This is a genomic window from Kutzneria sp. CA-103260 (assembly GCF_018263855.1).
Lineage (GTDB): Bacteria > Actinomycetota > Actinomycetes > Mycobacteriales > Pseudonocardiaceae > Kutzneria.
Genome location: NZ_CP073318.1, coordinates 1,386,182 through 1,410,777, shown reverse-complemented (window position 1 = coordinate 1,410,777; position 24,596 = coordinate 1,386,182). Strand labels below are relative to the sequence as shown.

Below are 24,596 nucleotides of genomic sequence, written 5' to 3'. Positions count from 1 at the left end.
GAAGCGCGTGCGGCACAACGGCGTGTGGGGCCACGACACCCCGATCTCCTGATCTGTCGAGCTCCGCGAACGGGGCGCCGACGGCTGTCGGCGCCCCGTTTTGTCATGACTCCGTGGGGAAAGCGATCAGGCTCAGCAGGCGTGGCCGACGGCCGCCACCGGGGCCGTTGGCCGCGCGCCGGCGCAGGGCGGCGACGATCTCCTCGGCCAGTTCCACGGCCTCGGCGTCGTCCAACCACACCACGCCCTGCTTGTAGCCGACGGCATCGGCCGGTGGATTCGCGCCGTCGCGGTCGAGGTAGGCGTTGAACTCCGCCATCAGCGAGGCCATCGCACCGGTGAACCCGCGCCGGTGATCTTCCAGCGTCATCGCCTCCGCGGTCTCCCGGTCGATCACCGCCCCGCCGCCCCGCAGCCGGTAGTGCCGCTCCACCGCTCCGTGCACCCGCTGCTCGTCGACGACCTCCAGGATCCCGCCGTCGGCGAGCAGCCCGACATGCCGGTACAGGCTGGTCTTGGGCACGTCGGGCAGCTGCCGGCAGAGGTCCGAGGTGGTTCGGACGCGGTCGCCGGACAGGGCGTGCACGATGCGCAGCCGGATCGGGTGCAGGAGGAGGTCGAGCTGGTCCACGGGTGCTATGTTCCCACATCTGGTACCGTTACCAAAGTTGGGAATGCGAACCCGAGGGGGACGACCATGGACAGGCTCAGCGACGCGGCGGTGTTCTCGCTGGACGACCTCGACCGGCTGGACGAGGCGCTCGGCGGCGCGCGGGTGGTCGCCATCGGCGAGAGCTCGCACTACAACCGCGAGCAGTACCTGTTGCGACACCGCCTGTTCCGGCACCTGGCGCAGCGGCACGGCTTCCGCGTCTACGCGATGGAGTCCGGCTTCGTCGAGGGCTGGGACGTCGACAAGTGGGTGCGGGGCGACGACTCGCGCGCACTCGGCGACCTGCTGGCCAACGGCGTGACCGGCCTGATGGGGCTGTGGACCGAGCTGCGTGAGCACCTGGAGTGGATGCGCGAGCACCGCATCGGCTTCTATGGCACCGATTTGCCCGGTTCGAACGCGTCCACGCTGCCCGGCCTGGACCCGGTGCTGGCCTATCTGGCCGAAGCCGATCCGCAGTTCGAGGTCGACCCCCGGATCCGGGAAGTCGCCGTCTCGCTGTCGGCCCCGTCGGCGTTCTCGCAGCTGGTGTCGCTCAACGCGTACACCACGAGCGCCGACAAGGACACCTTGAGCGCCGGCCTGGCCGACCTGCGCGCACGGCTGATCTCGGGCCGGATCGGTTACGTGCGGAGGACCTCCGTCGAGGCGTACGAGCGGGCGCTGCGGGCATTGGACGTCACGATCGGACTGGACGGCACCGCCCGCGGCATGGCGCGCGGCGATCAGCCCGGTGGCATGGAGGTTCGCGAGGTCACCATCGCCGACACCGTGGACTGGATCCTGCGCCGCGAGGAGCGGATCGTGCTCGTCGAGCACAACGCCCACGTGCAGCGTCGCCCCTCGGCGCTTCCGGGCATGCGGCCGATGGCGGTGATGGGCGTGCATCTGGCCGACCGGCTCGGCGACGACTACCGCGTGGTCGGCACGACCACCGGCGGCGGACAGGCCCTGAACATGACGCCGTCGTTCTACGAGGGCGTCATGTTCGCCGATCTGGACGAGCCCAAGCCGGACAGCCTCGACGGGCTGATGGCCGCCAGCCGCGCCGGCGACGAGCCGTTCGCTGTGGACCTGCGTCGTCTCTCCCCCGCCGACGAGGCCACCGTCAGCTCGGCGAAGGAGCAGCGATACGGCGTGTTCTACTCGGAGGTGGACGCCCTGGCGGCCTACGACGTAGTGGTGCACCTGCCACACGTGACCGGCGCGACCCTGGACCAGGACACCCTGAGCCATGCCGTGCCCGACGTGCGGGACCGGCTGGCCGGCAAGTGATGTCGGACTGGGTGTTGTCACACGCTTTGGAGGACGACTCCGTCCGGGCGGACGACCGCCGCGCGGGCTCGGCCCTTGCGTAGCCAGTCGGCGAGATCGGGATGAGACTCGGGCGTGACGGTGATCAGCTGGTCGGGATTCCTGGCGGGACACAGCGTTCCCGCCAGGCCCCGGCGGAATCGGGGCCGCAGTACCAGTTCGGACCGTCGCAGCGCGGGGGTTTCGCTGCTGAGAACGCGATTCCTCAGCCCCGGCACGAGATGCAGGCGGGGCATCAGGACGCGGCGAAGCAGGTTGCCGAACTCGCCGCCCTCGGTCATGGCCACGCCGAGCAGCTTGGCCAGCCGGATCATCGTTCGCACGTGCGGAAGTCGCTCGATCTGGTACGTGTCCAGGACCGAGGCCGGTAGCCGTGCATCGCGGACATGGGCCAGCTTCCAGGTGAGGTTGACCGCGTCACGGAGGCCGGCGCCGAGGCCCTGTCCGATGAACGGCGGCGTCAGGTGGGCGGCGTCGCCGAGCAGGAAAACCCGGTTCTCATGCCACTTGTCGGCAATCTGGGCCCGGAAGGTATACTCGGCGACCCGGCGCAGCCGGAGATCCTCGACCTTGGTCCAAGGGGCGATCAGCGGGCGGATTCGGGCCAGATCCTGGTAGTCCGCGGCGGACTCGTGGTGCTGAAGCCGGAACTCCCAGCGGTAGCGGGACTCTCCGACCCGCATGAACGTGGCCGCCCGCTTGGTGTCGCAGACCTGGTGCACACCGTCCCACTGGCCCAGGTCCTTGTCGGTGTCGATGTCCACCACCAGCCATCGCTGCGCGAAGCCAAGATCCCGCATGCTCGCGCCGATTGCCTTGCGCACAAAGCTGTTCGCGCCATCGCAGCCGAGCGCGTACTCGAAGCGCTCGCCGTTCACACGGACGTGATCGCCGTGCTGGGTGAGCTCCGTGGCCTCGACGCCGTCGACCACGCTGACCTTGCGGCGCAGGATCCGCTCCAGGTCGGGCTGGTCGAACATGTTGGCCTCGGGGAAGCCGTGCCGGCCGGCCGCCGCGGCACGGCGGAACTCGGCCAGCACCCGCATGTCGGCATCGAGCAGCCGCAAACCCTGGCCTGGTCGGGAGATCGCGGTGAACTCGTCGGCGACGCCGATGCTGGCCAGGATCCGGCACACCTCGTCGTCCAGGTGCACGGCCCGCGGTTGCGGATGCGGCGCCGGCCGGCGGTCCACGATCACGCAGTCGACACCATGCCGGGCCAGCAGCGCCGCGGCGGTCAGGCCGGTCGGCCCGGCCCCGACGACGATCACCGGTGCCACGTCAGAGGTCCGGCCAGCCGCGCGTCAGGTGCTCGAACGCGACCTCCAGCGCCGCCGGGGCGTTCGGCGCAGTGCCGGCGATGTCGGGAATCTCCAACACATACCGGGCCAGCAGCCGCAGCGACAGGTCGTCCGCGTCGCGGCCGGTCTCGGCCGCGATCACCGTGGTCAGCGACTCCTCGTTGTCCGTCCACATGGCCCGGGCGTAGGCCCGCAAGGCCGGTGTGGTCACCACCAGCTCCGTGACCTGGCGGGTGTACGCGTCGGGCTCCGCCTCGAACGGGCCCCGGGTGGCGAGGAAGTCCTTCAGCGCCTTGAGGATCGAAGTCCCTTGTGGACGGTCCCGGACCGCCTCCGCCAACGCCCGTCCGCGCTCCGCGCCGTCGCCGAGGATGAGCGCCTCCTTGCCCGCCGGGAAGTGCGCGAACAGGGTCGACACCGCCGTGTCGGCGGCCTCGGCGATCTCCGCGACCGTGACCTTGTCGAAGCCGCGTGCCAGGAACAGGCCCAACGCCGCGTCGGACAGCGCTCTGCGCGTGGCGGCCTTCTTGCGCTCGCGACGTCCCGGCGTGGTCATGCCGCCACCGTACCCACGCTCGAAGCGATTGCAAAGTCGGAACGACTCCGATTACGGTATGGCTATGACTTCCTGGGACGTGCACCGCCCGCCACCGGCCGAGGGCCGGACCGCGCTGGTCACCGGCGGCAACGCCGGCATCGGCTACTTCGTCGCCGAACAGCTGGCCGGCGCCGGCGCGACCGTGGTCCTCGGCTGCCGCTCCGCCGACCGGGCCGCCGCCGCGATGACCGCCATCCGGTCCCGCCATCCCTCGGCCGCGCTCAGCCATCTCCCGCTGGACCTCGGCGATCTGCCGTCTCTTCAGGAGTCCGCCGACCGGCTCGACGTGCGGCTCGACGCTGTGGTGCTCAACGCCGGCATGCTGTTCGACGGACCCGATCCGGACGAGCGGACCTTCGCCGTCAACCACCTGGGACACTTCGCCCTCACCGCCCGGCTCGCACCCCACCTGTCCCGTAACGCCCGAGTCGTTACCACCGGCAGCTTCGTCGCCAAGTCGGCCGACTTCGCCGCCCAGGAGCCCGACGGCAAGAAGGTCTACGCCCGGTCCAAGCTGGCCCAGATGCTGTTCGGCTTCGAGCTGGCCCGCCGCGGTGTCTTCAGCGTCGTCAACCACCCCGGCGGCGCGCTCGACTCCCTCACCCCGTCCCGCCCGCCCGTGCACACCCGCCCCACCGGCTTCCGCCTGCCTCTGTTGCAGGGCAAGGACGCCGGCGCCTGGCCTGCCGTCCGCTGCGTACTCGACCCCTTCGTACAGAGCGGCCAGCTGTGGGGCCCACGGCTTTTCGGTCTCCGGGGCCGCCCCCACCTCGAACCCGTCCGCGGCATCCTCGCCGACACCGCGCTGGCCGCCCGGGTCTGGGACCTCAGCGTCGAACTGACCGGCGTCGACCCCGCAGCGGCTCTTCTTCGGCGGCAGTGATCTGGCCGGAGGTCGCCTACGTGTTGGCTGAGCCGGAGGCGAGCTGACGGGCGGTGTCTTCGTGGAAGGACACCAACTCCGTCATGGGGATCACCTTGCGGGACACCGTCGCGAGGTCCTTGCCCTGCACGCTCCACGGTGGCGGGAAGGTGTGGATGCCCTGGTCGGGTCGGCAGGCGGAGACTTCCTCGGCCCAGCCGGGCCAACGCAGCGTCTCGTAGAAGCCGTCGAGCGAGCCACCGAGCATGGCCGCCAGCCACTCGGCGTAGCCCAGTTCGAGGTCACGCCATTCGAGCGCGTCGGGCCCGAAGTAGTGGATCGTCGGGCGCCCGCTGTCGTTCGGCGTCCACACGAACTGGCCGCCGAGCACATCGTGTCCGACCGGCAGGTACGCCGACTGGCGGTCGGCGTCGGCGAGAACGTCCGGCAGGCCGGGCGCACCGCTGCCCAGCACCCGCAGCCAGCCGTGGTCCAGCAGCAGGCCGCCGGTGTTCGCGACGACGGCGCCGAGCCACGACTGGTCGGAGATGCCCAGTCCGCTCAGGCATTCGGCGGCGTGCGCCGCGTCGGCCGGCAGCACGGCTACGGGACACTCGGCCTCGGCAATGGCGGCGGATACGTCTTCCCATGACACGCGGGGAGTGTGTCACAGCCGGCGGCGTCGGTATTCTGCGGTCAGAACCGGGACAGGGCACGCGTCTGGTGGCTGGGTAGGCGCGTCTCCTCATTGTGCCCGGGAGACGTCATGTCCTACCGCGAGCTCGCACGCTCGTCCGGTCCGTGGTTCCTGTTGCTGGGTCTGGCGGCGCGGCTGCCGTACGCGATGCTGCCGCTGGCGACGCTGTTGTGGCTGCGCGGCGGCGGGGTGAGCTTCACCCAGGCCGGCGTTGTGGCTGCCGCGCAAAGCATTGCCATTGCTGGTGGCGGGTTGCTGGTCGGTCGGTTAGCCGATCGGCACGGCCCGCGCCGGGTCGGGGTGGTGGCAGCGTTGCTGAACGCCACGGCGGTGGCGGTGATGATCGTGGCGGGGCCGAAGGCCTGGCCCGTGGCGGTGCTGGCCGGCCTGACGCAGCCCCAGGTGGGGCCGCTGGCACGGGTGCACTGGGCGTTGAGCCGACCCGATCTGCTGCCGGTGGCGCTGTCCTTCGAGGCGGCGGCGGACGAGCTCAGCTTCATCCTCGGGCCGGTGATCGCCGGCCTGCCGATCATGCTCCTGCTGGTGCTGGGTGCGGCGCTGCCGTTCGCGCTGCGGTACGACCGTCGCCGGCCGGAACGGTTGTCGGACAAGGTGATCAGCTGGCGGTCGATCGTGGTGCTGGTCGGTGCGATGGCCGCGGTGGGCATGATCTTCGGGGCGGTGCAGACGGGCGTGGCCGCGCGGGGCGCGACCGGGCTGTACGCGCTGCTCGGGGTCGGCAGCGGGCTCGGAGGGCTGCTGAGCGGCTGGATTCGGCTTCCTCAAAAGGTTTCCGCCGCGGCACTGCTGGTTGGCATGGTCACGTTCACGGTGCTGCCGCTGCCGGTGGCGATGGTCGTCGGCGGGGCGACCATCGCGCCGTTCATGGTGTCGCTGTTCGTGGCGGCCGAGCGTCGGGCCGGCGGCCGCCTCGGCACGGTGATCGCGACGCTGAGCGCTGGTGGTCCGGTGGGTACGGCGGGCGGGCAGCTGGTCGCCGGTTGGCTGACTGATCACTACGGCCCGGCGGGGGCTTTCGTGGTCGCTCCGGTCGCGGCTGTGGTGTGCTGCTTGGTGATCTGTTTGTAGGGTTCAGGACCAGCCAGGCACCAGATCGCCCAGATCGATCGGTGCGGGCGGCGGCAACGGCCCGGCGTGCTCGGCCCGGAACGACGTGAGCAGGTACGCGACGAGCCGGCGCGACGCGGCCGGCGCCGCCGCCGGCACGGCGGCCGCGATGCCGTTCACGGCCGTCATGACCAAGGCCAGGTCGGACACCGCGAAATCGGCGCGCAACTGCCCGGAACGCTTGGCCCGGTCGATGAGGTCGGCGACGACGTGCAGGCCGCGGTCGCGGCAGTCGCCGAAATCGAGCAGGTCCGGGAACGCGGCCAGGAATGCCGCGCTGAAGCCGCGGTCGGTGGCCTGCAACTCGGCGACCTTGGCCAGGACGGTGCACAGGCCCCGCCACGGGTCCGGGTCGGCCAGGGCTTCCTCGATGACCCGGGTGCAGTTCTCGAACTTGTCCGCGAACACCTCGGCGACCAGCGACTCCTTGGTCGGGAAGCGCCGGTACAGGGTAGCCGTGCCGACGCCGGCCAGCCGGGCTACGGTGGCCATCTGCACGTCGAGGCCGCGGCTGGCGAACAGCTCGCCGGCAGCCGCCACGATGCGTTCGCGATTGTGCTCCGCGTCCGACCGCAGCGGCCGGATCTGAGAGACGCCGGTGTCCATGTCACTCACTTCCGGGCTAAGTGGACTAGGTAATCCACTTCCGACGTTACGCTTTTCGTGATAACCCAACAAGGAGGAACGATGAGCCCACAGACAACCGCGCTCGGACGATTCGTCACCGGTTTCAACGGCGTCGTGCTCGCCCTGCGGTCGTCGCGGCTGCTCGGGCCACTGGTGCGCCGCCACGTCACGATCGCCAGCTACACCGGCCGCCGGTCCGGCCGGACGTTCAGCACCCCGGTCGGGTACAAGCTGTCCGGGGACGTCGCGACCATCACGGTGATGCTCGCGGACGCCAAGAAGTGGTGGCGGAACTTCACGGGGGACGGTGGGGCGCTGACGCTTGAGCTGGATGGGCGGGAGCGGACTGGGCACGCTGTGGCGGAGCGTATGTCGGGGAATCGGGTGCGGGTGACGGTGCAGTTCTGAGGGGGTGTCCCTATGTCGTTGTCAAGCCGCGGCTGCGGCGGGGACGGGTTCGGGATTCCGGTAGTAGGAGCGGTTGCGCAGCATCGCGTAGACCACGTCGCAACGGCGCCGGGCCAGGCAGATCAGGGCGGCGTTATGTTTCTTGCCCTCAGCCCGTTTCCGGTCGTAGTAGGCCCTGCTGGTGGGGTCGGACAGCGCGGCGAACGCAGCCAGGAAGAACGCGCGTTTGAGTTTGCGGTTGCCGGTCCGGGCGGGGTGCTCGCCCTTGATCGAGGAGCCGGAGCTGCGAGTGACCGGTGCGATGCCGGCGTAGGCGGCCAGGTGGCCGGAGGACTTGAACGCCGAGGCGTCGCCGATCTCCAGCAGGATCCGGGCGGCGGTCCTGACCCCGATGCCGGGCATCGAGATCAGGACCCCGGCAAGAGGGTGCGTGTCGAGTATCTCCTCGACTTCGGCAGCGACCTGTTTGCGTTGCTGGAGAATGGTTTTCAGGCTGTCAGCCAAGCGGGGCAGCACGGTGTCGGCTGCGGCGGTGCCCGGGACGGTGACCGTCTGCTCGTCCAGCGCGGTCAGGATCGCGGTGACCAGTTTGTCGCCCATGCGGGGTGCGTGCGCGGTGGCGATAGCGGTGATTTTGCGTCGTCCGGCGGCGCGGATTCCGGTGGGGCCGCCGCAGCGGGACAGGATCTCCAGCACGGCCGGGTGGCTGATCCTGGGGCCGATTGCGCGTTCGAGTGCGGGGTGGATGCCGGTGAGCAGGCCGCGGATGCGGTTGCCGATGCGGGTGGCTTCGCCGGCCAGGTCGTCGTCGAAGCCGACCAGCACCTCCAGTTCGGCCAGGGCGTCGTCGCCGACGTCGACTGGGCGCAGGGTGTGCGGCAGCGAGCGGGCGGCGTCGGCGATGATGAACGCATCTCGGGCGTCGGTCTTGGCCTTGCCGGGGTAGAGGTCGGCGATGCGGCGCATGGCCAGGCCGGGCAGGTAGGCGACCTGGTGGCCGGCGGCGCGGGCGACCGCGACCGGCAGCGCGCCGATCGTGGCTGGTTGGTCGACCACGACCAGCAGCGGGCCGTGGGTGGCGAGTTTGTCGAACAGCGCCCGGAGTTTGGGTTCGCTGTTGGGCAGGGGGGCGTCGTGCAGCCGCTTGCCGGCAGGGTCCAGGCCGACGGCGTGGTGGGCGTCCTTGCCGACGTCCAGGCCGAGGAACACCCCGAAATCGCTGGTCATCCGTCATGCCGTCCGTTCGTTGTGTGTGGTCGCCGGTCGAGCATCGATGGCCGGCACCCACGTTACGACGAGACCTGCCCGGTGGGCGGCCGTGTCCCTATCAGCGGTCCTTCGATGCCACCAGGTCCGGTGACACCACCCCCCGGATCATGGGTTCGACTGGGGGCGTTAGTCATGCCGGGCCTGGCGACCACGACTCCTTGATCAGGAGCTACGAAAAAGGTAACGGGGGCGTGGAGTGCGGGGGTGGGGGTCGGGTGCCCGCGCCGCGCAGTTGCCGTGAATGGGGGCGGGGGCGGGGTCGGGAGTGGTGATTGATCTTCGTTGAGAGGGCTTCGGTGTGACACTGAGGTGAATTGACTGGGTGGCTCCGGGTGGATTTTGCGTGGAGCCTCTGGGCGATGGCAGTCGAGGCAAGAATCGGGCAGGCTGCGCCTGCCTCGATTCGCGGATCAGCGTATGCCATCGCCCCCTCCACGCAAAATCCACCCTCCGACAGAGAGAGTTCGCGGCTCTTGTGTGCGCCTTTCCGTTGCGACCCATATTCACCCGTTAGTGATTCGAGTTCGATCTTCAATCGGCGTATTCTGGAGGCATGAAAGAACTCACCCAGGAGCTCGAATCCATGGAGCCCTCGGGGGCCATTGTGGACCTGCTTCTGGGTGCGAATGTAGCTACCCTCACCGAGGAGCAGAAGCTCACCGCGCTCGTTCTGGTTCACCGGGCCATCGCGTCTCTGCATCACGTCCGGCTCAGCCTCTTGCACGAGGTCGAGGACACCGCCGAGATCGCCATGGCCATTCACGAGCCGGAACAGTCGATGGTGCACCAGAAGCACCGCAGCGCGATGCTCGACCGGCTGCCTCGGATGGCGGAGCTGTTGCGGCGCGGCGAGATCGACCTGCGGCGAATGGAGACCGTGGACGATCGAGTGGTCCACCTGGCCAAGCCCGAACTGGTCACCCAGGTCGAGAATGCCCTGGTCGATCTCGCCCCAAGCCTCACCCGAACCCAACTGGCCCGGCGCACCACCAAAGCCGTCGCCGAAGCCGACCCTCTCGGCTACGACCAACGCCGCCTCAAGGCTCAATGCCGTTAAGTTTGGGTGTTTGGGCAGGCCAGCAGAGGCGTAGCCGGGCCGGGATGGCGGATGTTCTCGTCGGTGAGGCGTTTGACCCGGTAGGAGTTGTGCCGGGCGCGTTTGACGGCGCGGGGGCAGGCACGCTCGCGGCGCGGTGGGTTGGAGTGCCGGCGGATCTCCTCGATCGCGTCGATGTGAGCGTCGTTCAGGTACTCAGGGGGTAATGGCCGCCTGGTCGGTGACCTGGCGGCGGACCACGCGAAGACCCTTGATGAACGACATGCGATCGGGGTCGTAGCCGGCGGGGTCGGCGGCGTCCAGCAGCAGACCGCGGATGGCGTAGTGGGCCAGCAGCAGGCCCCACATCTGTTGTTCGACCAGGTCAGGAGTCTTGGAACGCAGGACCTCACCGCGACCGCGCAGATCGGTCTTGAGCTCGTCCAGCGCGGATTCGGCTTCCCAGCGCTGGTGGTAGGCCTCGGCCAACTCCAGCGCCGGCAGCTCATGCGGGTCCAGCACGGTGGTGATCACGACGATGAGCTCACCGTCGGGGTTGCGGTCCGGGACGGTGTACTCGACCACGCGCACCAGCCGTGCCAGGTCAGCCTGGATGTCCTGGCCGGCGTGGGCCTGTGCGACCAGCCGGGCACGCCGCTCGGCGCCGAGCCCGGACCGGTAGATCAGGGCCAGGTAGGAGCCATCAGGCAGCCACCGCACAAGCCCCACCGACACCGAGGCGCCGATCCGCCAGGCCAGGTCGGCGCCGGTGGCGGCGAACCGGCCGAACAACTCGTAGGAGTACAGGCCGGCATCGGCCAGCACCAACATCTCGGGGCCAACCCAGGCGGCCAGGTCGGCGGCCAGGGTACGTTCCCCGGTCCGGACCGAGCCCAGCACCGCGCCGACGATGGCGTGACTGCCGCATTCGGCCAACGCCGCGACGTGCAGCTTCGGATAAGCCGACGCCTTTGGTCCCGAACCGGTCCTGCCGAAGCGCTCGGCGTTGTCGGGGGTGTCGGCCACGTCGAAGCTGGTCGCGTCGATCGCCATCACCCTGCGCCTGGCCAGCCAGGCGCCCTTGGTGGCGGAGGTGGCCAACGGCACGCACGCCCGCTCGAACAGCGCCTTCACCGGGTGCGGTCCCAGTCGCTGGCGGGCCTGGGTGATCGCCGACTTGGTGGGCACCTGCCAGTCATCGACCCAGGAGCCGAGCTTGCGCAGGTTGCCGACCAACCGGCGCATCACCTCGTCGTAGGACTCGGCGAAGAACAAGCCCATCGCGATCACATAGCGGATCATCACGTGCGCGGGCAGCCGCCGGCTGCGTCTCTCCCGCCGCCCGGTGCGGTTGAGGACCTCTTCGATCAGGTCACGATCGAACCGGGCGGACAACACACCCAGTCCAATGTGGTCAGTCAACCGGCCCTGCGGCCTCGGTGGCGACTCCACCCCAGACGACGTCACGCCTGGGCAACGTACCGGTCATCCCTCGCCCCGTCAGTTCACCACACCGACCAGCACAGACCGCTTATCTGAACGGCATTGCCTCAAGGCTCGGGAAGACCGGCGGGTGGAGTTCACCCCGCTGCCCGACGGCATGGCCAAGCTCAGCATCATCCTGCCGGCCATCGACGCCCGCCAGGCCTACGACATCCTGACCTGCGACGCCCGCTCGCTACCCAAGGACGACCGCACCACCGACCAGAAACGCGCCGACGCCTTCCTCGACCGCTTCCTGGGCTACGGGGTGGACCGCAAGGTCAAAGTCCACGTCACCATCTCCCTGGAGACCCTAATGGGGTTGACCGAAGACCCCGGCCTACTGGACGGGTACGGCCCCATCGCCGCCGACTCCGCCCGCGAACTGGCCATGCACGGCCCCTGGCGCGGACTCCTCCTCGACGAATACCGGCGTGCCTCCGAACTCAGCCGAGACCAGTACCGCCCCACCGCCGACATCAAGCAATTCGCCGAACTCAACGCAGGTGGAGTCTGCTCAGCACCCGGCTGCACCACCCCCATCCAAGAACTCGACCACACCACCCCCTGGCCCCAGGGCAAGACCAACGCCACCCAACTCAAGGGCTACTGCGCCCATCACCACCACCTCAAACACGGCGACTACACCGCCACCCTGGACGAAGACGGAACCCTGCACTGGCGCACCCCACTAGGCCGCCATTACACCACCCACCCCCACCAATACTGACCCACCCGCCCCGCCCGTTCTTTGACAACTCCACAGCGAAACCAGCGCAGATCCCCCAAGAACCCCTCACCACTCCGGATCGGAGGGTGGATTTTGCGCGGAGGGGGGCGATGGCATACGCTGATCCGCGAATCGAGGCAGGCGCAGCCTGCCCGATGACGCCTCGATACGCCATCGCCCAGAGGCTCCGCGCAAAATCCACCCGGAGCCACCCAAAACCCTCACACCATATCCACGGCAACTGCGCGGCGCGGGCACACGACCAAACCCACGCCCAACCAGCCTCCTCCCTCTACAACCACCGACCGAACCACTCCCGAACCCGGTGGTGTAGATCCACCTGATGCTCCCGTTCCCGAAACGAGTGCCCCTCCCGGGGATAGACCACGAACTCGTGCTCAACGCCGTAATACCGCAGCGCCCGGTGAAAGTATTCCGACTGAGCCACTGGCACATTGGTATCAGCCGCCCCGTGCACGATAAGCACCGGCGTACGCACGTTGGCCGCATAGGAGATGGGGCTGAGCTCATCGTGTCGATGCGGGCCGACACCTTCCCATCCGGTGCTACCGCCCAGCGAAGCCTCGAACATGCCCCATTCGCCGCTGCCGACCAGCATGCCCCAGTCGGTGACGCCGGCCCCCATGATGGCGGCGGCGAAGCGATTCGAATGTCCGATGGCCCAGGCGGCCATGAAGCCGCCGTGACTCCAGCCGTAGATCCCGAGCCTGGCAGCATCTGCGACGCCGTCGGCGACGAGCAGGTCGATGCCGGTGAGGATGTCGGTCCATTCTTCCTGCCCGACGGCGCCGGTGACGGTGGTGGCGAATTCGTGCCCACGGCCCTGGCTGCCACGGGGGTTGGGCAGGAACACGGCGTAGCCGGCGAGGGCGAGCCACTGTCCGGACGGGACCCAGTGCAGCCCGAACTGGTCGGCGAAGCGGTCGTACGGCCCGCCGTGCACGATGGTCACCAGCGGAAACGGCCCGGTGCCAACCGGCGGCAGGATCAGCAGCCCTTCCAGCTCCAGCCCGTCCGAGGCCTGGTAGGAGAACCGACGCTGGGTGCCCCACTCGATGTCCCGGGTCCAGGGCCGCAGGTCGGTTACCCGCACACCACGGAAATGCACGTCCGGCGGATCGTCAGCGGTGCTGACGATCGCCGCCACTGATTCTCCGCCCGCGCTGACCGCCTCCACCAGACCCGTGTGCCGCGACACCACCGGCCCGGAGAGCCTGCGGACAAAGGTGTCCAGCCCTGAAGCCACAACAACGAGCGGGTCACCGTCGGCCATCTGCACGAGTTCGACCGGGCAGGCCGGCAGCCCGGCGGTGAGGTTGCCGTCGACGACGTCGTACACGGCAGTCCCGGACTGGAGGCTGGGCGGCGTGTGCGCGAGGTACGCGACACGCCAGTCGCCGACCAGACGCCACACGGGCGAATGCGCGCCGACCACAGCCGGCCCGAGGTCACGCACCTCCCCCGACAACGAGACGACGTGCAACGACGGCGAGAGCAGCCCGGGATCGACCTCGTGGCTGGACCACGTGAGCACGGCCAGCGGCCCACCACCTGGCTGCTGCGCGACCTCGGCTACGTGCCGATCCCCGTACAGGACACGGATTCCCGACGAGTCCGCCAAACGCAGCCGGGACGGCCGGACAACACTCCGCACCTCGATCTCCGGGGCCGGCGAGTCAGCGGCGACAAACGCCACACCGTCCACCAGCGGCAGGTGGCTGTCGATGCCGGCCGGCCAGTTGACCAGCACAATGTCCGTACCGGACAAGGTGATCCGGTGCAGTTCGACGCCGTCGACCAGGTAGCACAGGGATAACGAGTCAGGATCCCAACGCGGATCGGTCCCGACGGCCAGCCGCCGAGGCGGATGGTCACCCCCGGCCAGCCACACCTCGCTCACCGGCCGCCCGACCTGCCGCTGGGTGTACGCGACCCAGCGGCCGTCCGGCGACACGGCCGTGGTCATCGGGATCCAGGAGTCGACGATCATCTCGGCGGTCAGCACAACCGGGCACACTATCGGCCGCACAAGCCGACCATCGGCCCTTGTGGCGGCACAACCGGGTTCCTAGCGTCGGCCGGGTGTTGAGACGAATCCTCATCGCCGGCGTGGCGTCGGCCCTGGCCCTCCTGCCGTTACCCGTGGCCGCCCAGGCGGACACCCCTACCGGGACGGTGGTGCCGATCCGGGTCACCGGCGACCCGGCCCAGCGCTTCAACCTGGTGATCCTCGGCGACGGCTACACGGCCGCGGACATGCCCAAGTTCCGCGCCGACGTGGACAAGCACATGAATGTGCTGTTCACCTTCGAGCCGTTCAAGTCGTACCGCAACTACATGAACGTCTACACGGTGGAGATTCCGTCGTCGGTGTCGGGCGTGAGCTGCGACCCGGACATCACCTCGCCCCAGCGGAACACCCCGCTGCACATGGAGTTCTGGTCGGGCTGCGACCCGCAGGGCGTGCAGCGCGGCCTGTACATGGACGAGAACGCGGCGACGGCGTACGCGAACCTCGTGCCCGGCACCACCGCGGCCAACCGGCAGATCCTGGGCATCGCCAACAGCACCACCTACGGCGGCATCGGCGGCACGTACGCGACGGCCTCCGGCGGCAACGCGATGTCCTCGCTGATCACGCCGCACGAGCTGGGTCACTCGCTGGGCGGGCTGCAGGACGAGTATGACTACTACGCCCGGGGTGTGCGCGGCGACGCCTACACCGGCGGCGAGCCGGACTCGGTGCACCACACGCTGCTCACCGAGCAGCAGATGGCCCAACAGCAGAAGAAGTGGTGGCGCTGGCTGGGCGAGCCGAGCGAGGCCGGCGGCACGATCGGCCGCTACGAGTCGGGCATGTACAGCAGCAGCGGCGTGTGGCGGCCCAGCGCGCACTCCATCATGAAGACCCTGGGCTACTACTACGACCAGGTCGGCCGCGAGGACATGGTCAAGTCGATCTCGGCCAAGACCAGCATCGTGCAGGACACCACGCCGACCGCCCAGCCGATCGGCGCGGACCGGGTGGTGTTCGCCGAGCCGATGCACCCGAACAGCCACCAGCTCACGATCGCCTGGAGCCTGGACGGCCAAGCGCTGTCGGCGAACGGCCAGCAGCTGGACCTGCGGACGCTGAACCTCAAGGCGGGCAAGCACAAGCTCACCGCGACGGTCACCGACCCGACGGATTTCGTGCGTGACCCGGTGATCAAGCAGGCGCTGACCAACACGCACACCTGGACCGTGGACACGGCGGTCAAGACGCCGCCGACGACCACGGCGGTGGACTTCGCCGACACCACCGAGACGGACCGCCCGATCGGCGCGGACGAGGTCGTGTTCGCCGACACCACACACCCGACCAACCAGGTCGTACCGGTGCGATGGGCGCTGGACGGCAACCCGCTGGCCACCACGGCCAACGACGTGGACCTCAAGAACCTCAAGCTGACCGGCTCGCACACGCTGACCGCCACGGTCGGCGGCAAGTCCCGCAGCTGGACCGTGGACGCGACGGATCCGTCCACCTCCTACCAGTTGTCCAACGCCCTGCTCAGCGTCAAGAAGGCCGACGGCACCTCCGAGTACGTCTACAATGGACCGTTCGACATGCGGCTGACGGCCGCCGACGACAGGACCGGCTCGCTGGTCAGCGAGTTCCGCACCGACGGCGACGGCTGGTTCAACTACTTCGGCTGGCCCACGGACTCGACCCAGCCGTGGCACTTCACGCCCAGCGGCACCGAGATCGACCATCTCGTCTACGGCAAGCTGGGCAAGCCGCGACTGTCCCCTTGGGACGATGCGACCCCCAGCTACGGCCAGCACACCATCGAGTACCGCACCACCGACGCGGCCGGCAACACCGGGGCGGCCAAGAGTTTCCAGGTGAACCTGCTGCCGGCCCCGCCGGCCTGCACCAAGACGATCACCGGCCAGCACAGCGGCGCGCTGGTGGTCACCGACGGCGTCACCTGCCTCGACCACGCCAGTGTCACCGGCGCGATCGTGGTGTCGCCGGGCGCGTCACTGGTCGCCACGGGCTCGACGATCACCGGTGGCGTCAGCGCGAGCAACGCCAACGCGGTGGAACTGCTCGACACCACCGTGCACGGGGCCGCGTCCATCACCGGCGTCACGCAGGACGTGACGATCGTCGGCGGTCGCGTGGACGGCGCGCTTGTGTTGTCCGGCAACCACACCGGCGCGCGGCAGCCGGTGGTGGCCGGCGTGGCGGTCACCGGCGCGCTGAGCTGTGCCGGGAACGCGCCCGCACCGAGCAACATCGCCGCGCCGAACACCGTGCGCGGCGGGGCGATCGGGCAGTGCTCCGGTCTGTGAGCCAATCACACGCGTCCTCGTCCATGCGGGCATAATCGCCCGCATGGACGAGGCGTTGCACGAGCGGATGCGCGAAGCGATCAAGGACGTGCCGCCCGGCCGGGTGTCGACCTACGGCGACATCGCGGCCATGGTCGGCGCCCCCAGCCCGCGAATGGTGGGCGCGATGCTCTCCGAGGACGGCCACGACCTGCCGTGGCACCGGATTCTGCGGGCCAACGGCACGCCCGCCCCGCAGATCGCCCACGAGCAGCTGGCCCGGCTGCGGGCCGAGGGCGTGCTGGCCGACGGCCAGCGGATCAACATGCGGAAATACCGCTGGCAGCCGGAAGACTGAGCCGAACCCCGGTGGCGCTGGGAGCGAGCACGAACGACAGTTTGGGCCGCACGGCCACAGTGGGGATCCGCTCCAGCGACCACCGCCGCATCAGCGCACTCAGCACGACCACCAGTTCCATCATGGCGAACTGCTCGCCCAGGCAGTTGCGCAGGCCGGCGCCGAACGGCAGGTAGGTCACGCCCTGGATCTCGGGCCGGGCGTCCGGCAGCCAGCGGTCGGGGTCGAACCGCTCCGGGTCGGGATAGATCGCCGGATCGTGGTGCAGGGCGTAGGGCGAGAACAACACCGTGCTGCCGCTGGGAATGGTGTGACCGCCGATCTGGACGTCCTCGATCGCCCGGCGGGTCATCAGGTACAGCGGCGGATACAGCCGCAGCGCCTCGGTGACCACCCGGCGGGTGAGGTCCAGCCGCGGCAGGTCGTCGTAGCCGAGCGGACCTTCGGACACCTCGTCGCCCACCCGGCGCTGCATCTCGGGGTGTTCGCCGAGCGCGTGGCAGGCCCAGCACAGCGCCCGCGCCGTGGTCTCGAAACCGGCCTGCAGGATGGCGATCGCCTCGTCGCGGATCTGCCGGTCGGGCATGAGCTGGCCGTCGTCGCGGGCGGCCAGCAGCGTGGACATCAGGTCATGCCGGTCGTCGCCGCGCTCGCGGTACCGCGCGATGAACGCCTCCATCAGCTCGTGAGTGCGGGCGCGGGCCTGTTCGAACCGCCGGTTCACCGGCAGCGGCAGCCGACCGGCCAGGCCGGTCGGGTCCAGCACGCGCAGCGCGACTCCCTTGTCCAGCGCATCGATCAGACCGGTGAGCTCCCTGCGCTCGTCGTCCGGAAAGTCCGGTGAGAACAGGGTTCTCGCGGTGATCGCGCCGACGACGTCTCGCAGCGCCGCGGTGATGTCGGTGTCGGCCGACCACTGCCCGACCGCCGTCTCCGCGCAGTCCCGCATCACGTCGAAGTACTCGCGCAGCCGGGCTTGCAGGAATGCCGGCCTGATCATTTTCCGCTGGCGCCGGTGGAACGCGCCGGCCGAGACCGGCAGGCTGTTTCCGATCACCGCGGCGGCCTTCTCGAACTGCACGCCCTTGTCGAATCGGCCGGGATCGGTGACCAATAGTGTGCGCAGCTGCTCCGGCTGGTTGACGAAATAGACCTTTTCGACGCCCAGTCGGAGCAGAACGACGTCGCGCTGCGCCTGGGCCGCACGAAGGAATTCCAGCGGACGGCGGGCCAGCGCCGGCAGGTGCCCGAGCAATGGCACGGCACCCGGCATCGAGTTCGGTTTCATGACACCCGTTCCGTGACGATCACAGCGCGGCCAAGGGTCTTTGTGACATAGGTGTTCGGGAGGTCGGCCAGTGCCGGGGCAGCCGGCAGCGCCGCCAACTCGCGGCCGGCCTCGCGGACGTAGCCGTCGATCAGGTCGAGCACCGGCCCGGTGCCAATCCGGCGGGCCCGGTCCAGGACGAGGTCGACCTGCGCCGGAGTCATCGACGGCCCGAACAGCCGCTGGAACCGCTCGTCGGCGTGTTCCAGCGCGGCGATCACCGCCGCCGTGTACACCCCGTTGGGCACGTCCTGGCCCACCGGCTTGCCCCACGAGTCGGCCGTGGCGACCACGTCCATCAGGTCGTCGACCAGCTGGAACACCATGCCGAAGGCCTCGCCGAAACGGGCGGCGGCCTCGACCTCGGCCGGCCCGAGGCCGCCGCACAGGGCGCCGAGCCGGCAGGAGGCGGCCATCAGCGCTGCCGTCTTACCGCGAATGGCGGCCAGGTAGTCGACGGTCGTGACGTCGGTCCGGTGGCTGTTGGCCAGTTCGCGGGCCTGGCCGACGCAGAGGTCGGCGTAGGCCTGGTGCCAGATCAGCGCGGCCTCGGCCGACACCTCGGTGACCAGCCGACCGGCCACGGCGATCAGGTAGTCGCCGCCGACCACCGCGGCGGCCAGCCCGGCGCTGGTGTGCAGCGTGGGCAGGTCGCCACGGGACTCGGCCCGGTCGATCAGGTCGTCGTGGATCAGCGAGCTGAGGTGCGTCAACTCCAGCGCGGCGGCGCATTTCGCGGCGGCGATCCGATCAGGCTCGGAACCGCAGGCCGCCATCGCGAACACCAGCGCCGGACGAAGGCGTTTGCCGGGCCGGGCCAGCAGCGGGCGCAGCCCGGCGTCGAGACCCGGTTCGGGGCATCGGCCGGCCGTCGTCATCGTCGACTGGAACAGCTCCCGATCAATTGCCGCCAGGGCGAGAAGGGGTTGGGTCAGCATGCGATCCACCGTTCCGAGGGGCCGTTGTCGCCATCGTGCCCGGCCCCGGCAGGCTGGCAATAGCGCTTGGCCGAACGGTCCGATCGGCTCAGCCGCACAGTAGCCGTTCGGCCACAAATGATGGTGGTGTCCGCGCTTTCACCCATACGCTCCGGCCGATGGGGATAACGCGTCAATCTTTTACTGGGCACCAATCATTTGCTGGGAGGACTTGGTGGCCGACCCCTATGGCCAGACCACTCCGTCGATCTACGAAACGGCCCGAATGGTCAGTCTCGCACCCTGGCTGGGCGGCCACGCCGACCGCGTGCGGTTCCTACTGGCCGAGCAACAGCCGAACGGGGCCTGGGGCCAGCCCGACGGATACGGCGTGGTGCCGACGCTGAGCGCCACCGAGGCGCTGCTGCGGAGCCCGGAGACCCGGGACGCGGCGATGCGCGGGCTGCACGTGCTGTTCGACTGGAACGACCGCGCCATCCCCGACACCATCGCCGCGGAAGTCCTTGTGCCGCAACTGGTCGAGGACATCAACCGGCACCTGGACGAGGCCGGCTGGCCGCGCCGGCTCGGGTTGCCGGCCGGGATCGACTCCTCGCTGCTCACCGCGCTCCGCGCGCGGGCGGCCGCGGGCACTCCCCCGCCGGCGAAGCTCTGGCACTCCTTGGAATTCCTCGGCCCGGCCGCCGTCGCCGCTGCCGGCGTGGCTCCCGAGCACGGCCTGGTCTGCGGTTCCGCCGCCGCCACCGCGGCCTGGCTCGGCGACGGTCCGGCCCCGGCCAACCTGGAGGCCATGCAGGCCCGTCACGGCGGCCCGGTGCCGGGCATCTGCCCCATCACGGTCTTCGAGAACGCCTGGATCGCCGCGGCCATGGCCGACGCCGGCCTGGCCCATCTCGTGTCCCCACAGATCATCGACGAGCTGCGCGCGGCCTGCGGTCCGGACGGCGCACCGGCCGCGCCGGGTCTGCCGGCCGACGCCGACGACACGGCGGCGGTGCTCTATGCCCTGGCCAAGCTGGGCAGCCCGGTGTCGAGCGAGTGCCTGTGGCGGTACGAAACCACCGACTACTTCCAGTGCTTCCTCGGCGAGCGCTCGCCGTCGACCAGCACCAACGCCCACGTTCTGGATGCGCTGATCGCGGATCCGACGCGGGGAGCGCGACACGAGGCCGCGATTGCCAAGGTGGCTCGGTGGTTGGTCGCCCTTCAGGAACCGGACGGCAGCTGGTGGGACAAGTGGCATGCGTCGCCGTACTACGCCACGCAGTGCTGTGTCGCGGCGCTGGCCCGGTCCGGCCAGCCGGGCGCCACGGAGGCCGTCGAACGCGCCGGTCGATGGGTGCTGGCGACCCAGCGCGCGGACGGTTCGTGGGGCCGGTGGCGCGGCACCGACGAGGAGACCAGCTACGCTGTGCAAATCCTGTTGCACACCAACGGATCCCCTGGAGCGGTGGCCCGCGGCTGCGAATTCCTACGGCGCGAGGACCGCGACGGCCAACCCGATCCGCTGTGGCACGACAAGGACCTGTACGCCCCGGTGAACGTCATCGCGGCGAATCGGCGGGCCACGCTTCACCTCGCAACCTTGGCCCACGCCCGATGACCGCCAACCAGCGGCGATTCGCCTTCCGGACCCTGTCCTTCCTGGACTCCCTGGACGAGCAGCACGGCGTCGTCACACTGACCCCACGTCGGCTGCTGGTGTCGAGCCCGGAAGCTGTCGGCCGAATCTTTCGCGCCGACCGGCGGGCCTGCTTGGAAGGCACCAGCACCCTGGGCCCGCTGGTGGGGCCCCGCTCGCTGCTGTTCGCCAACGGCGCACGCCACACCGCCTACCGCAAGACGATCGGCCCGGCCCTGCGCGGCGACCGACTGCGCGGGGTGGTGCTGGACACGGCCCGGGCCGAGATCGACCGGCTCACCCCGGGATCGGTGATCACCCTGCCGGCGTGGACGAGATCGGTGACACTGAAGGTCATCGGCCGGGTGGTGCTCGGCGACGCCGACCCGGTGTTTCTCCGCTCCTTCACCGAGTGGGTGGAGGGTGCCCTCGGCTCACGGCGGCGCACGCTCCTCTACCGGCACGCCCGGTTGCACCCGGCGGTGCCGTCGCCGTGGCGGACTTTCCTGCGCCAGCGGGAAACCATCGACCGGGAGCTGCTCGCCCACGTTCGCACTCGGGCCAGCGACGGCAGCATCGCCGGCCTGCTGCTGTCCGGCGGAACTCCACTCGGCGTCCTGGACGATGACGAGCTCCGCGATCAGCTCGTGTCGCTGTTGTTCGCCGGCCACGAGACGACCGCATCGGCGCTGGCCTGGACGTTGTACTGGCTGCACCAGAACGAGAACGTGCGCCGGGATCTGCTGGACGAGCTGGCCGCCAGCGACGAGGCCGGGGAGACGCCGCTGCTGGACGCGGTGTGCCACGAGTCGCTGCGGCTCAGCCCGCCGGCGATGATCGCCGGCAACCGGGTGTTCGATGACGCCTCCGACCTGGTCGGCCGGGAACTGCCGGCCGGGTCGCGCCTGACGCCGTGCATCTATCTCGCCCACCGCCGCCGCGACGCCTATTCCGACCCGCATCGCTTTGACCCGCAACGGTTTCTCGGCCGGCGGCCGTCCAGCCAGCAGTACTTTCCCTTCGGTGGCGGAGTGCGGCGCTGCCTCGGCGCCGATCTCGCCATGACCGAACTGCGCATGATCACCGCCGCGGTGCTAAGCGGGCTGTCCCTTCGTTGCGTGAACCCGGAGCTGGGCGTGCCGCATCTGCGGGGGCCGGCGATGGGCCCCGGCCCCGGCCTGCGCATGGAGGTGCTCGCGTGTCGACGGTGACCACCACCGGATTCTGGCCAGCTGTACGGCGAGTTCATCGGCTCGAATACCCATTCCCGCTGGCCTATGCCTGCCACGGACTCTGGGGCGCGGCCTACGCCGTCGCCACGCCTGCCGGGCTGCTCAACCTACCGGTGTTGCTCGCGGTGGTGGCGGCGATCATCCCGATCATTGCCCAGAACCCGCTCAACGCCGGTCAGGACATCCGGTCCGACTCCGCCCACCCCGGCAAGCACAGCATCGCGGTGGCGGCGCGACGGCTGGGCGTGCGACGGACGCTGTGGTGGTCCGGCACCGAGTTCGCCGTCGCCATCCTCCTCGCTGCCCTGGCGGGTAGTCCGCTGGCGGTGTCGGCGGTGACGGTCTGTGTGCTGCTGCATCTGGCGTACAACCTGGAGCCGATCCGGTTGAAGCGGCGGGGCTTCGCCAATCCACTCTACTTTGGACTGACCTTCGGCTTCCTGCCGTTCCTGACCAGTTTCGCCGCTGCCCGAGCGGATCTGCCGGGCTGGGCCTGGTTGGTGGGCGCGGGTTTCGGCGGGCTGATGGCCGGCCGCACGCTGTGGTGGGCCGTGCCCGACCGCGACGCCGACGCGGCCGGCGGCGACCGGACCCTGGTGGTGTGGCTGGGCGCACGCCGGGCCTGGCTGACCGCCTGCCTGCTCACCGCGACCGGGATCGCCGTCCTCGGCTGGGGTGTGTGGCTGCGGCTCGGCCCGGCGTGGGCTCTGGTAGCGCTCGCCGCCACCGGGTTGTTCCTGGTGATCAAGCTGCGGGAGCTGGGTCGGGTCCGCGACGACCGGCTGCCCAGCGAGCGGCGGATGCGCCTGCGCACGCTGACCGTGGTCACCCTGACCGACACGCTGGTGACACTGGTCCCGCTCATCGCGAGCATGATCTGAGGAAAGGCCTCATGACACTGGACGTGCTGGCCCGGGCGCTGGACGACGACATCCGCGACGACCCCTACCCGTATCTGGCCTGGCTGCGCGAGAACCATCCCGTGCACCAGGGCCCTGCTGGCTTCTACCTGGTGGCCACGCACGCGGACTGCCTGGCCGTCACCGCGAACGCGGAGCGGTTCCGGGGGCCGCACGAGCACGAGATCCCCGAGCTGTTCCCGCTGGCCAGCCGCTACAGCGCCGTAGCCATGCTCGTGGACGCGCTGGCCATGAAGAACCCGCCCGCGCACTCCCGGCTGCGCCGGCTCTACAACCGCGACTTCACCGCCCGGCACGTCGACAAGATGCGGGCCGACACCGCCCTGCGCTGTGCACAGATCCTCGACGACGTCGAGGCCCCGCTGCGTGACGGCGAAGCCGTGGACGCCTACGAGCGGATCACTCGCCTGCTGCCGCAGGCGGTTCTCGCCGATCTGCTCGGCCTGCCCGAGTCCGACCGGGGCTGGCTGTTCGACCGCTTCCTCGCCGTGCTGTCCACCTTCGTGCCCGGCGTGACCGTGGAAATGCTTGACGCCGCCCAGAAAGCCAGCGACGAGGTCCGGGACTACATGGTCGACCTGATCGACCTGCGGCGGCGGACACCGGCCGAGGGGCTGCTGTCGGACTGGGTGCAGGTGCACCACAACGACCCGGACACCTTCAGCTATCCCGAGTTGCTGAGCATGTTGTGGGGCCTGGTCGCCGGCGGCGTGGACACCACGGCGTCCGCCCTGAGCAACGGCGTGCTGGCCATGCTGCGACACCCCGAGCACAACTCGTGGCTGCTGGACGACGCCCGCGCCTACGCCAACGAGGTGCTGCGCCACGAGTCGCCGTCATTCGTCGCCGGCATTCCGCGTTTCGCCGTCGCGGACACCGAACTCAGCGGCGTGCTCATCCCGGCCGGCTCCGACGTGCGGACGCTGCTCGGCGCGGCCAACCGGGATCCGGCCGTGTTCCCGGATCCCGATCGGTTCGATCCCGCGAGGGACACCGCGAAGTCGCTCAGCTTCGGTCGCGGCATCCACTTCTGCCTCGGCGCCAACGTCGCTCTCCAGGAGCTGACGACCCTGCTGCCGGCGCTGCACCAGCGGTTTCCCGCGCTGCGACTGGCCGACCGGCCGCGGTGGCGCCGTTCGTTGCCGGTACGGGCCATCGAGAAACTCCCGGTGGCCCTCGATATCTAGTGACCGACGAGATCGTTCACGGCTCGCCTGCGGCGCAGCAGCCGCGGCAGCATGCCGTGATCCATCTGCTGACTCAACGGCGACGGCGGCACCAGCAGCACCGTGCACCGCGCGTGGGCCGCGCAGTACCTCGGCACCAGGGGAATGAAGGCCCGGCGCCACAAGCTGCGCCGGCCCGCGCCGATCACCATCAGGTCGTTCTCGTCGTCCGCGACACAGACCAACGCCTTGCCCGCGTCGGCCCGCACCGCCACCTGCCGCACGTCCACATCGTCAGGGATGCCGCCCAGTGCCTCGTCCCACGCTCTGGCCAGCCGCTCCCAGGCGCCCTGCTCCCACAACCGCTTGAGCTGCACGTCGAACGTGCGCCGGTAGGCGGCCTCGCCGCCCGGCGCCGTCCACGCGATCACCGCGACGAGCGGCACCGAGCGCATCCGCGCCTCGGTCACCGCCCGCCGCAACGCCTGCAAGCTGCCGACCGAGCCGTCGACACCGACGACGACCCGTCCAACACCATCCATCACCGGAACATGGTAGGTCTCCGGCG

General features: G+C 69.8%; 23 protein-coding genes. 12 read left to right on the top strand and 11 right to left on the bottom strand.

Annotation, left to right across the window (positions count from 1 at the left end; translation table 11 throughout):
- Nucleotides 1-103: 103 nt before the first annotated feature.
- Nucleotides 104-631: a helix-turn-helix domain-containing protein gene (locus tag JJ691_RS06215; RefSeq protein WP_211767830.1), complete on the bottom strand. Its 528-nt coding sequence runs from the start codon at nt 629-631 to the stop codon at nt 104-106.
- A 66-nt stretch (nt 632-697) separates the two neighbouring features.
- Here JJ691_RS06215 and JJ691_RS06210 point away from each other — a divergent pair, with 66 nt between their 5' ends.
- Nucleotides 698-1,948, top strand: a complete 1,251-nt coding sequence (locus JJ691_RS06210) for an erythromycin esterase family protein (protein WP_211767829.1) — start codon at nt 698-700, stop codon at nt 1,946-1,948.
- Between the two features lie 17 nt (nt 1,949-1,965).
- On the opposite strand, the gene JJ691_RS06205 is transcribed toward JJ691_RS06210, so the two are convergent.
- The gene (locus JJ691_RS06205) at nt 1,966-3,258 is read right to left on the bottom strand and encodes a bifunctional 3-(3-hydroxy-phenyl)propionate/3-hydroxycinnamic acid hydroxylase (RefSeq protein WP_249227722.1); all 1,293 of its coding nucleotides are present in this window, start codon (nt 3,256-3,258) and stop codon (nt 1,966-1,968) included.
- 10 nt (nt 3,259-3,268) lie between these two features.
- Nucleotides 3,269-3,844 (bottom strand): TetR/AcrR family transcriptional regulator, encoded by a 576-nt coding sequence (locus JJ691_RS06200; protein ID WP_211767827.1) that lies wholly within the window; start codon nt 3,842-3,844, stop codon nt 3,269-3,271.
- A gap of 64 nt (nt 3,845-3,908) precedes the next feature.
- Here JJ691_RS06200 and JJ691_RS06195 point away from each other — a divergent pair, with 64 nt between their 5' ends.
- Nucleotides 3,909-4,769: an SDR family NAD(P)-dependent oxidoreductase gene (locus tag JJ691_RS06195; RefSeq protein WP_211767826.1), complete on the top strand. Its 861-nt coding sequence runs from the start codon at nt 3,909-3,911 to the stop codon at nt 4,767-4,769.
- A gap of 16 nt (nt 4,770-4,785) precedes the next feature.
- Here JJ691_RS06195 and JJ691_RS06190 read toward each other — a convergent pair whose 3' ends face one another.
- On the bottom strand, nt 4,786-5,403 hold the full coding sequence (locus JJ691_RS06190; protein ID WP_211767825.1) for a DUF2625 family protein: 618 nt from the start codon (nt 5,401-5,403) through the stop codon (nt 4,786-4,788).
- Nucleotides 5,404-5,514: 111 nt separating this feature from the next.
- On the opposite strand from JJ691_RS06190, the gene JJ691_RS06185 reads away from it, so the two are divergent.
- Nucleotides 5,515-6,534 (top strand): MFS transporter, encoded by a 1,020-nt coding sequence (locus tag JJ691_RS06185; protein ID WP_211767824.1) that lies wholly within the window; start codon nt 5,515-5,517, stop codon nt 6,532-6,534.
- Nucleotides 6,535-6,537: 3 nt separating this feature from the next.
- Here the strand turns inward: JJ691_RS06185 and JJ691_RS06180 are convergent, their stop codons facing one another.
- A complete protein-coding gene (locus JJ691_RS06180; protein ID WP_211767823.1) occupies nt 6,538-7,179 on the bottom strand; it encodes a TetR/AcrR family transcriptional regulator in 642 nt (213 codons plus the stop codon).
- An 81-nt stretch (nt 7,180-7,260) separates the two neighbouring features.
- Between JJ691_RS06180 and JJ691_RS06175 the strand changes: the two genes are divergently transcribed.
- Entirely contained in the window at nt 7,261-7,608 is a 348-nt protein-coding gene (locus tag JJ691_RS06175) for a hypothetical protein (RefSeq protein WP_211767822.1), read from the top strand.
- Nucleotides 7,609-7,629: 21 nt separating this feature from the next.
- Here the strand turns inward: JJ691_RS06175 and JJ691_RS06170 are convergent, their stop codons facing one another.
- Complete coding sequence (locus tag JJ691_RS06170) at nt 7,630-8,835, bottom strand: IS110 family transposase (protein ID WP_211764232.1); 1,206 nt, start codon at nt 8,833-8,835, stop codon at nt 7,630-7,632.
- A gap of 595 nt (nt 8,836-9,430) precedes the next feature.
- Between JJ691_RS06170 and JJ691_RS06165 the strand changes: the two genes are divergently transcribed.
- On the top strand, nt 9,431-9,934 hold the full coding sequence (locus JJ691_RS06165; RefSeq protein WP_211767821.1) for a DUF222 domain-containing protein: 504 nt from the start codon (nt 9,431-9,433) through the stop codon (nt 9,932-9,934).
- Nucleotides 9,935-10,129: 195 nt separating this feature from the next.
- On the opposite strand, the gene JJ691_RS06160 is transcribed toward JJ691_RS06165, so the two are convergent.
- A complete protein-coding gene (locus JJ691_RS06160) occupies nt 10,130-11,380 on the bottom strand; it encodes an IS4 family transposase (protein ID WP_211764286.1) in 1,251 nt (416 codons plus the stop codon).
- On the opposite strand from JJ691_RS06160, the gene JJ691_RS06155 reads away from it, so the two are divergent.
- Complete coding sequence (locus JJ691_RS06155) at nt 11,322-12,125, top strand: DUF222 domain-containing protein (RefSeq protein WP_256449372.1); 804 nt, start codon at nt 11,322-11,324, stop codon at nt 12,123-12,125. The genes JJ691_RS06160 and JJ691_RS06155 overlap by 59 nt on opposite strands.
- Before the next feature lie 292 nt (nt 12,126-12,417).
- Here the strand turns inward: JJ691_RS06155 and JJ691_RS06150 are convergent, their stop codons facing one another.
- Nucleotides 12,418-14,151, bottom strand: a complete 1,734-nt coding sequence (locus JJ691_RS06150) for a S9 family peptidase (RefSeq protein WP_211767819.1) — start codon at nt 14,149-14,151, stop codon at nt 12,418-12,420.
- A 77-nt stretch (nt 14,152-14,228) separates the two neighbouring features.
- On the opposite strand from JJ691_RS06150, the gene JJ691_RS06145 reads away from it, so the two are divergent.
- Together JJ691_RS06145 and JJ691_RS06140 are read left to right on the top strand one after the other, a co-directional pair.
- The gene (locus tag JJ691_RS06145) at nt 14,229-16,487 is read left to right on the top strand and encodes a M64 family metallopeptidase (RefSeq protein ID WP_249227721.1); all 2,259 of its coding nucleotides are present in this window, start codon (nt 14,229-14,231) and stop codon (nt 16,485-16,487) included.
- A gap of 43 nt (nt 16,488-16,530) precedes the next feature.
- Nucleotides 16,531-16,824, top strand: a complete 294-nt coding sequence (locus JJ691_RS06140) for an MGMT family protein (RefSeq protein WP_211767818.1) — start codon at nt 16,531-16,533, stop codon at nt 16,822-16,824.
- Here JJ691_RS06140 and JJ691_RS06135 read toward each other — a convergent pair.
- Together JJ691_RS06135 and JJ691_RS06130 are read right to left on the bottom strand one after the other, a co-directional pair.
- Nucleotides 16,787-18,112, bottom strand: coding sequence for a cytochrome P450 (locus JJ691_RS06135; RefSeq protein WP_211767817.1), 1,326 nt, complete (start codon nt 18,110-18,112; stop codon nt 16,787-16,789). The genes JJ691_RS06140 and JJ691_RS06135 overlap by 38 nt on opposite strands.
- A complete protein-coding gene (locus tag JJ691_RS06130) occupies nt 18,109-19,089 on the bottom strand; it encodes a polyprenyl synthetase family protein (RefSeq protein ID WP_211767816.1) in 981 nt (326 codons plus the stop codon). The genes JJ691_RS06135 and JJ691_RS06130 overlap by 4 nt, the downstream gene beginning before the upstream one ends.
- Before the next feature lie 214 nt (nt 19,090-19,303).
- On the opposite strand from JJ691_RS06130, the gene JJ691_RS06125 reads away from it, so the two are divergent.
- The 4 genes from JJ691_RS06125 to JJ691_RS06110 are packed head-to-tail and all read left to right on the top strand — an operon-like array spanning nt 19,304 to nt 24,049.
- Nucleotides 19,304-20,692, top strand: a complete 1,389-nt coding sequence (locus tag JJ691_RS06125; RefSeq protein WP_211767815.1) for a prenyltransferase/squalene oxidase repeat-containing protein — start codon at nt 19,304-19,306, stop codon at nt 20,690-20,692.
- Entirely contained in the window at nt 20,689-21,921 is a 1,233-nt protein-coding gene (locus tag JJ691_RS06120; protein ID WP_211767814.1) for a cytochrome P450, read from the top strand. The genes JJ691_RS06125 and JJ691_RS06120 overlap by 4 nt, the downstream gene beginning before the upstream one ends.
- The gene (locus JJ691_RS06115; protein WP_211767813.1) at nt 21,909-22,823 is read left to right on the top strand and encodes a UbiA prenyltransferase family protein; all 915 of its coding nucleotides are present in this window, start codon (nt 21,909-21,911) and stop codon (nt 22,821-22,823) included. The genes JJ691_RS06120 and JJ691_RS06115 overlap by 13 nt, the downstream gene beginning before the upstream one ends.
- Nucleotides 22,824-22,834: 11 nt before the next feature.
- Complete coding sequence (locus tag JJ691_RS06110; protein ID WP_211767812.1) at nt 22,835-24,049, top strand: cytochrome P450; 1,215 nt, start codon at nt 22,835-22,837, stop codon at nt 24,047-24,049.
- On the opposite strand, the gene JJ691_RS06105 is transcribed toward JJ691_RS06110, so the two are convergent.
- Nucleotides 24,046-24,570 (bottom strand): universal stress protein, encoded by a 525-nt coding sequence (locus JJ691_RS06105; RefSeq protein ID WP_211767811.1) that lies wholly within the window; start codon nt 24,568-24,570, stop codon nt 24,046-24,048. The two genes, JJ691_RS06110 and JJ691_RS06105, sit on opposite strands and share 4 nt — an antisense overlap.
- Nucleotides 24,571-24,596 lie beyond the last annotated feature (26 nt).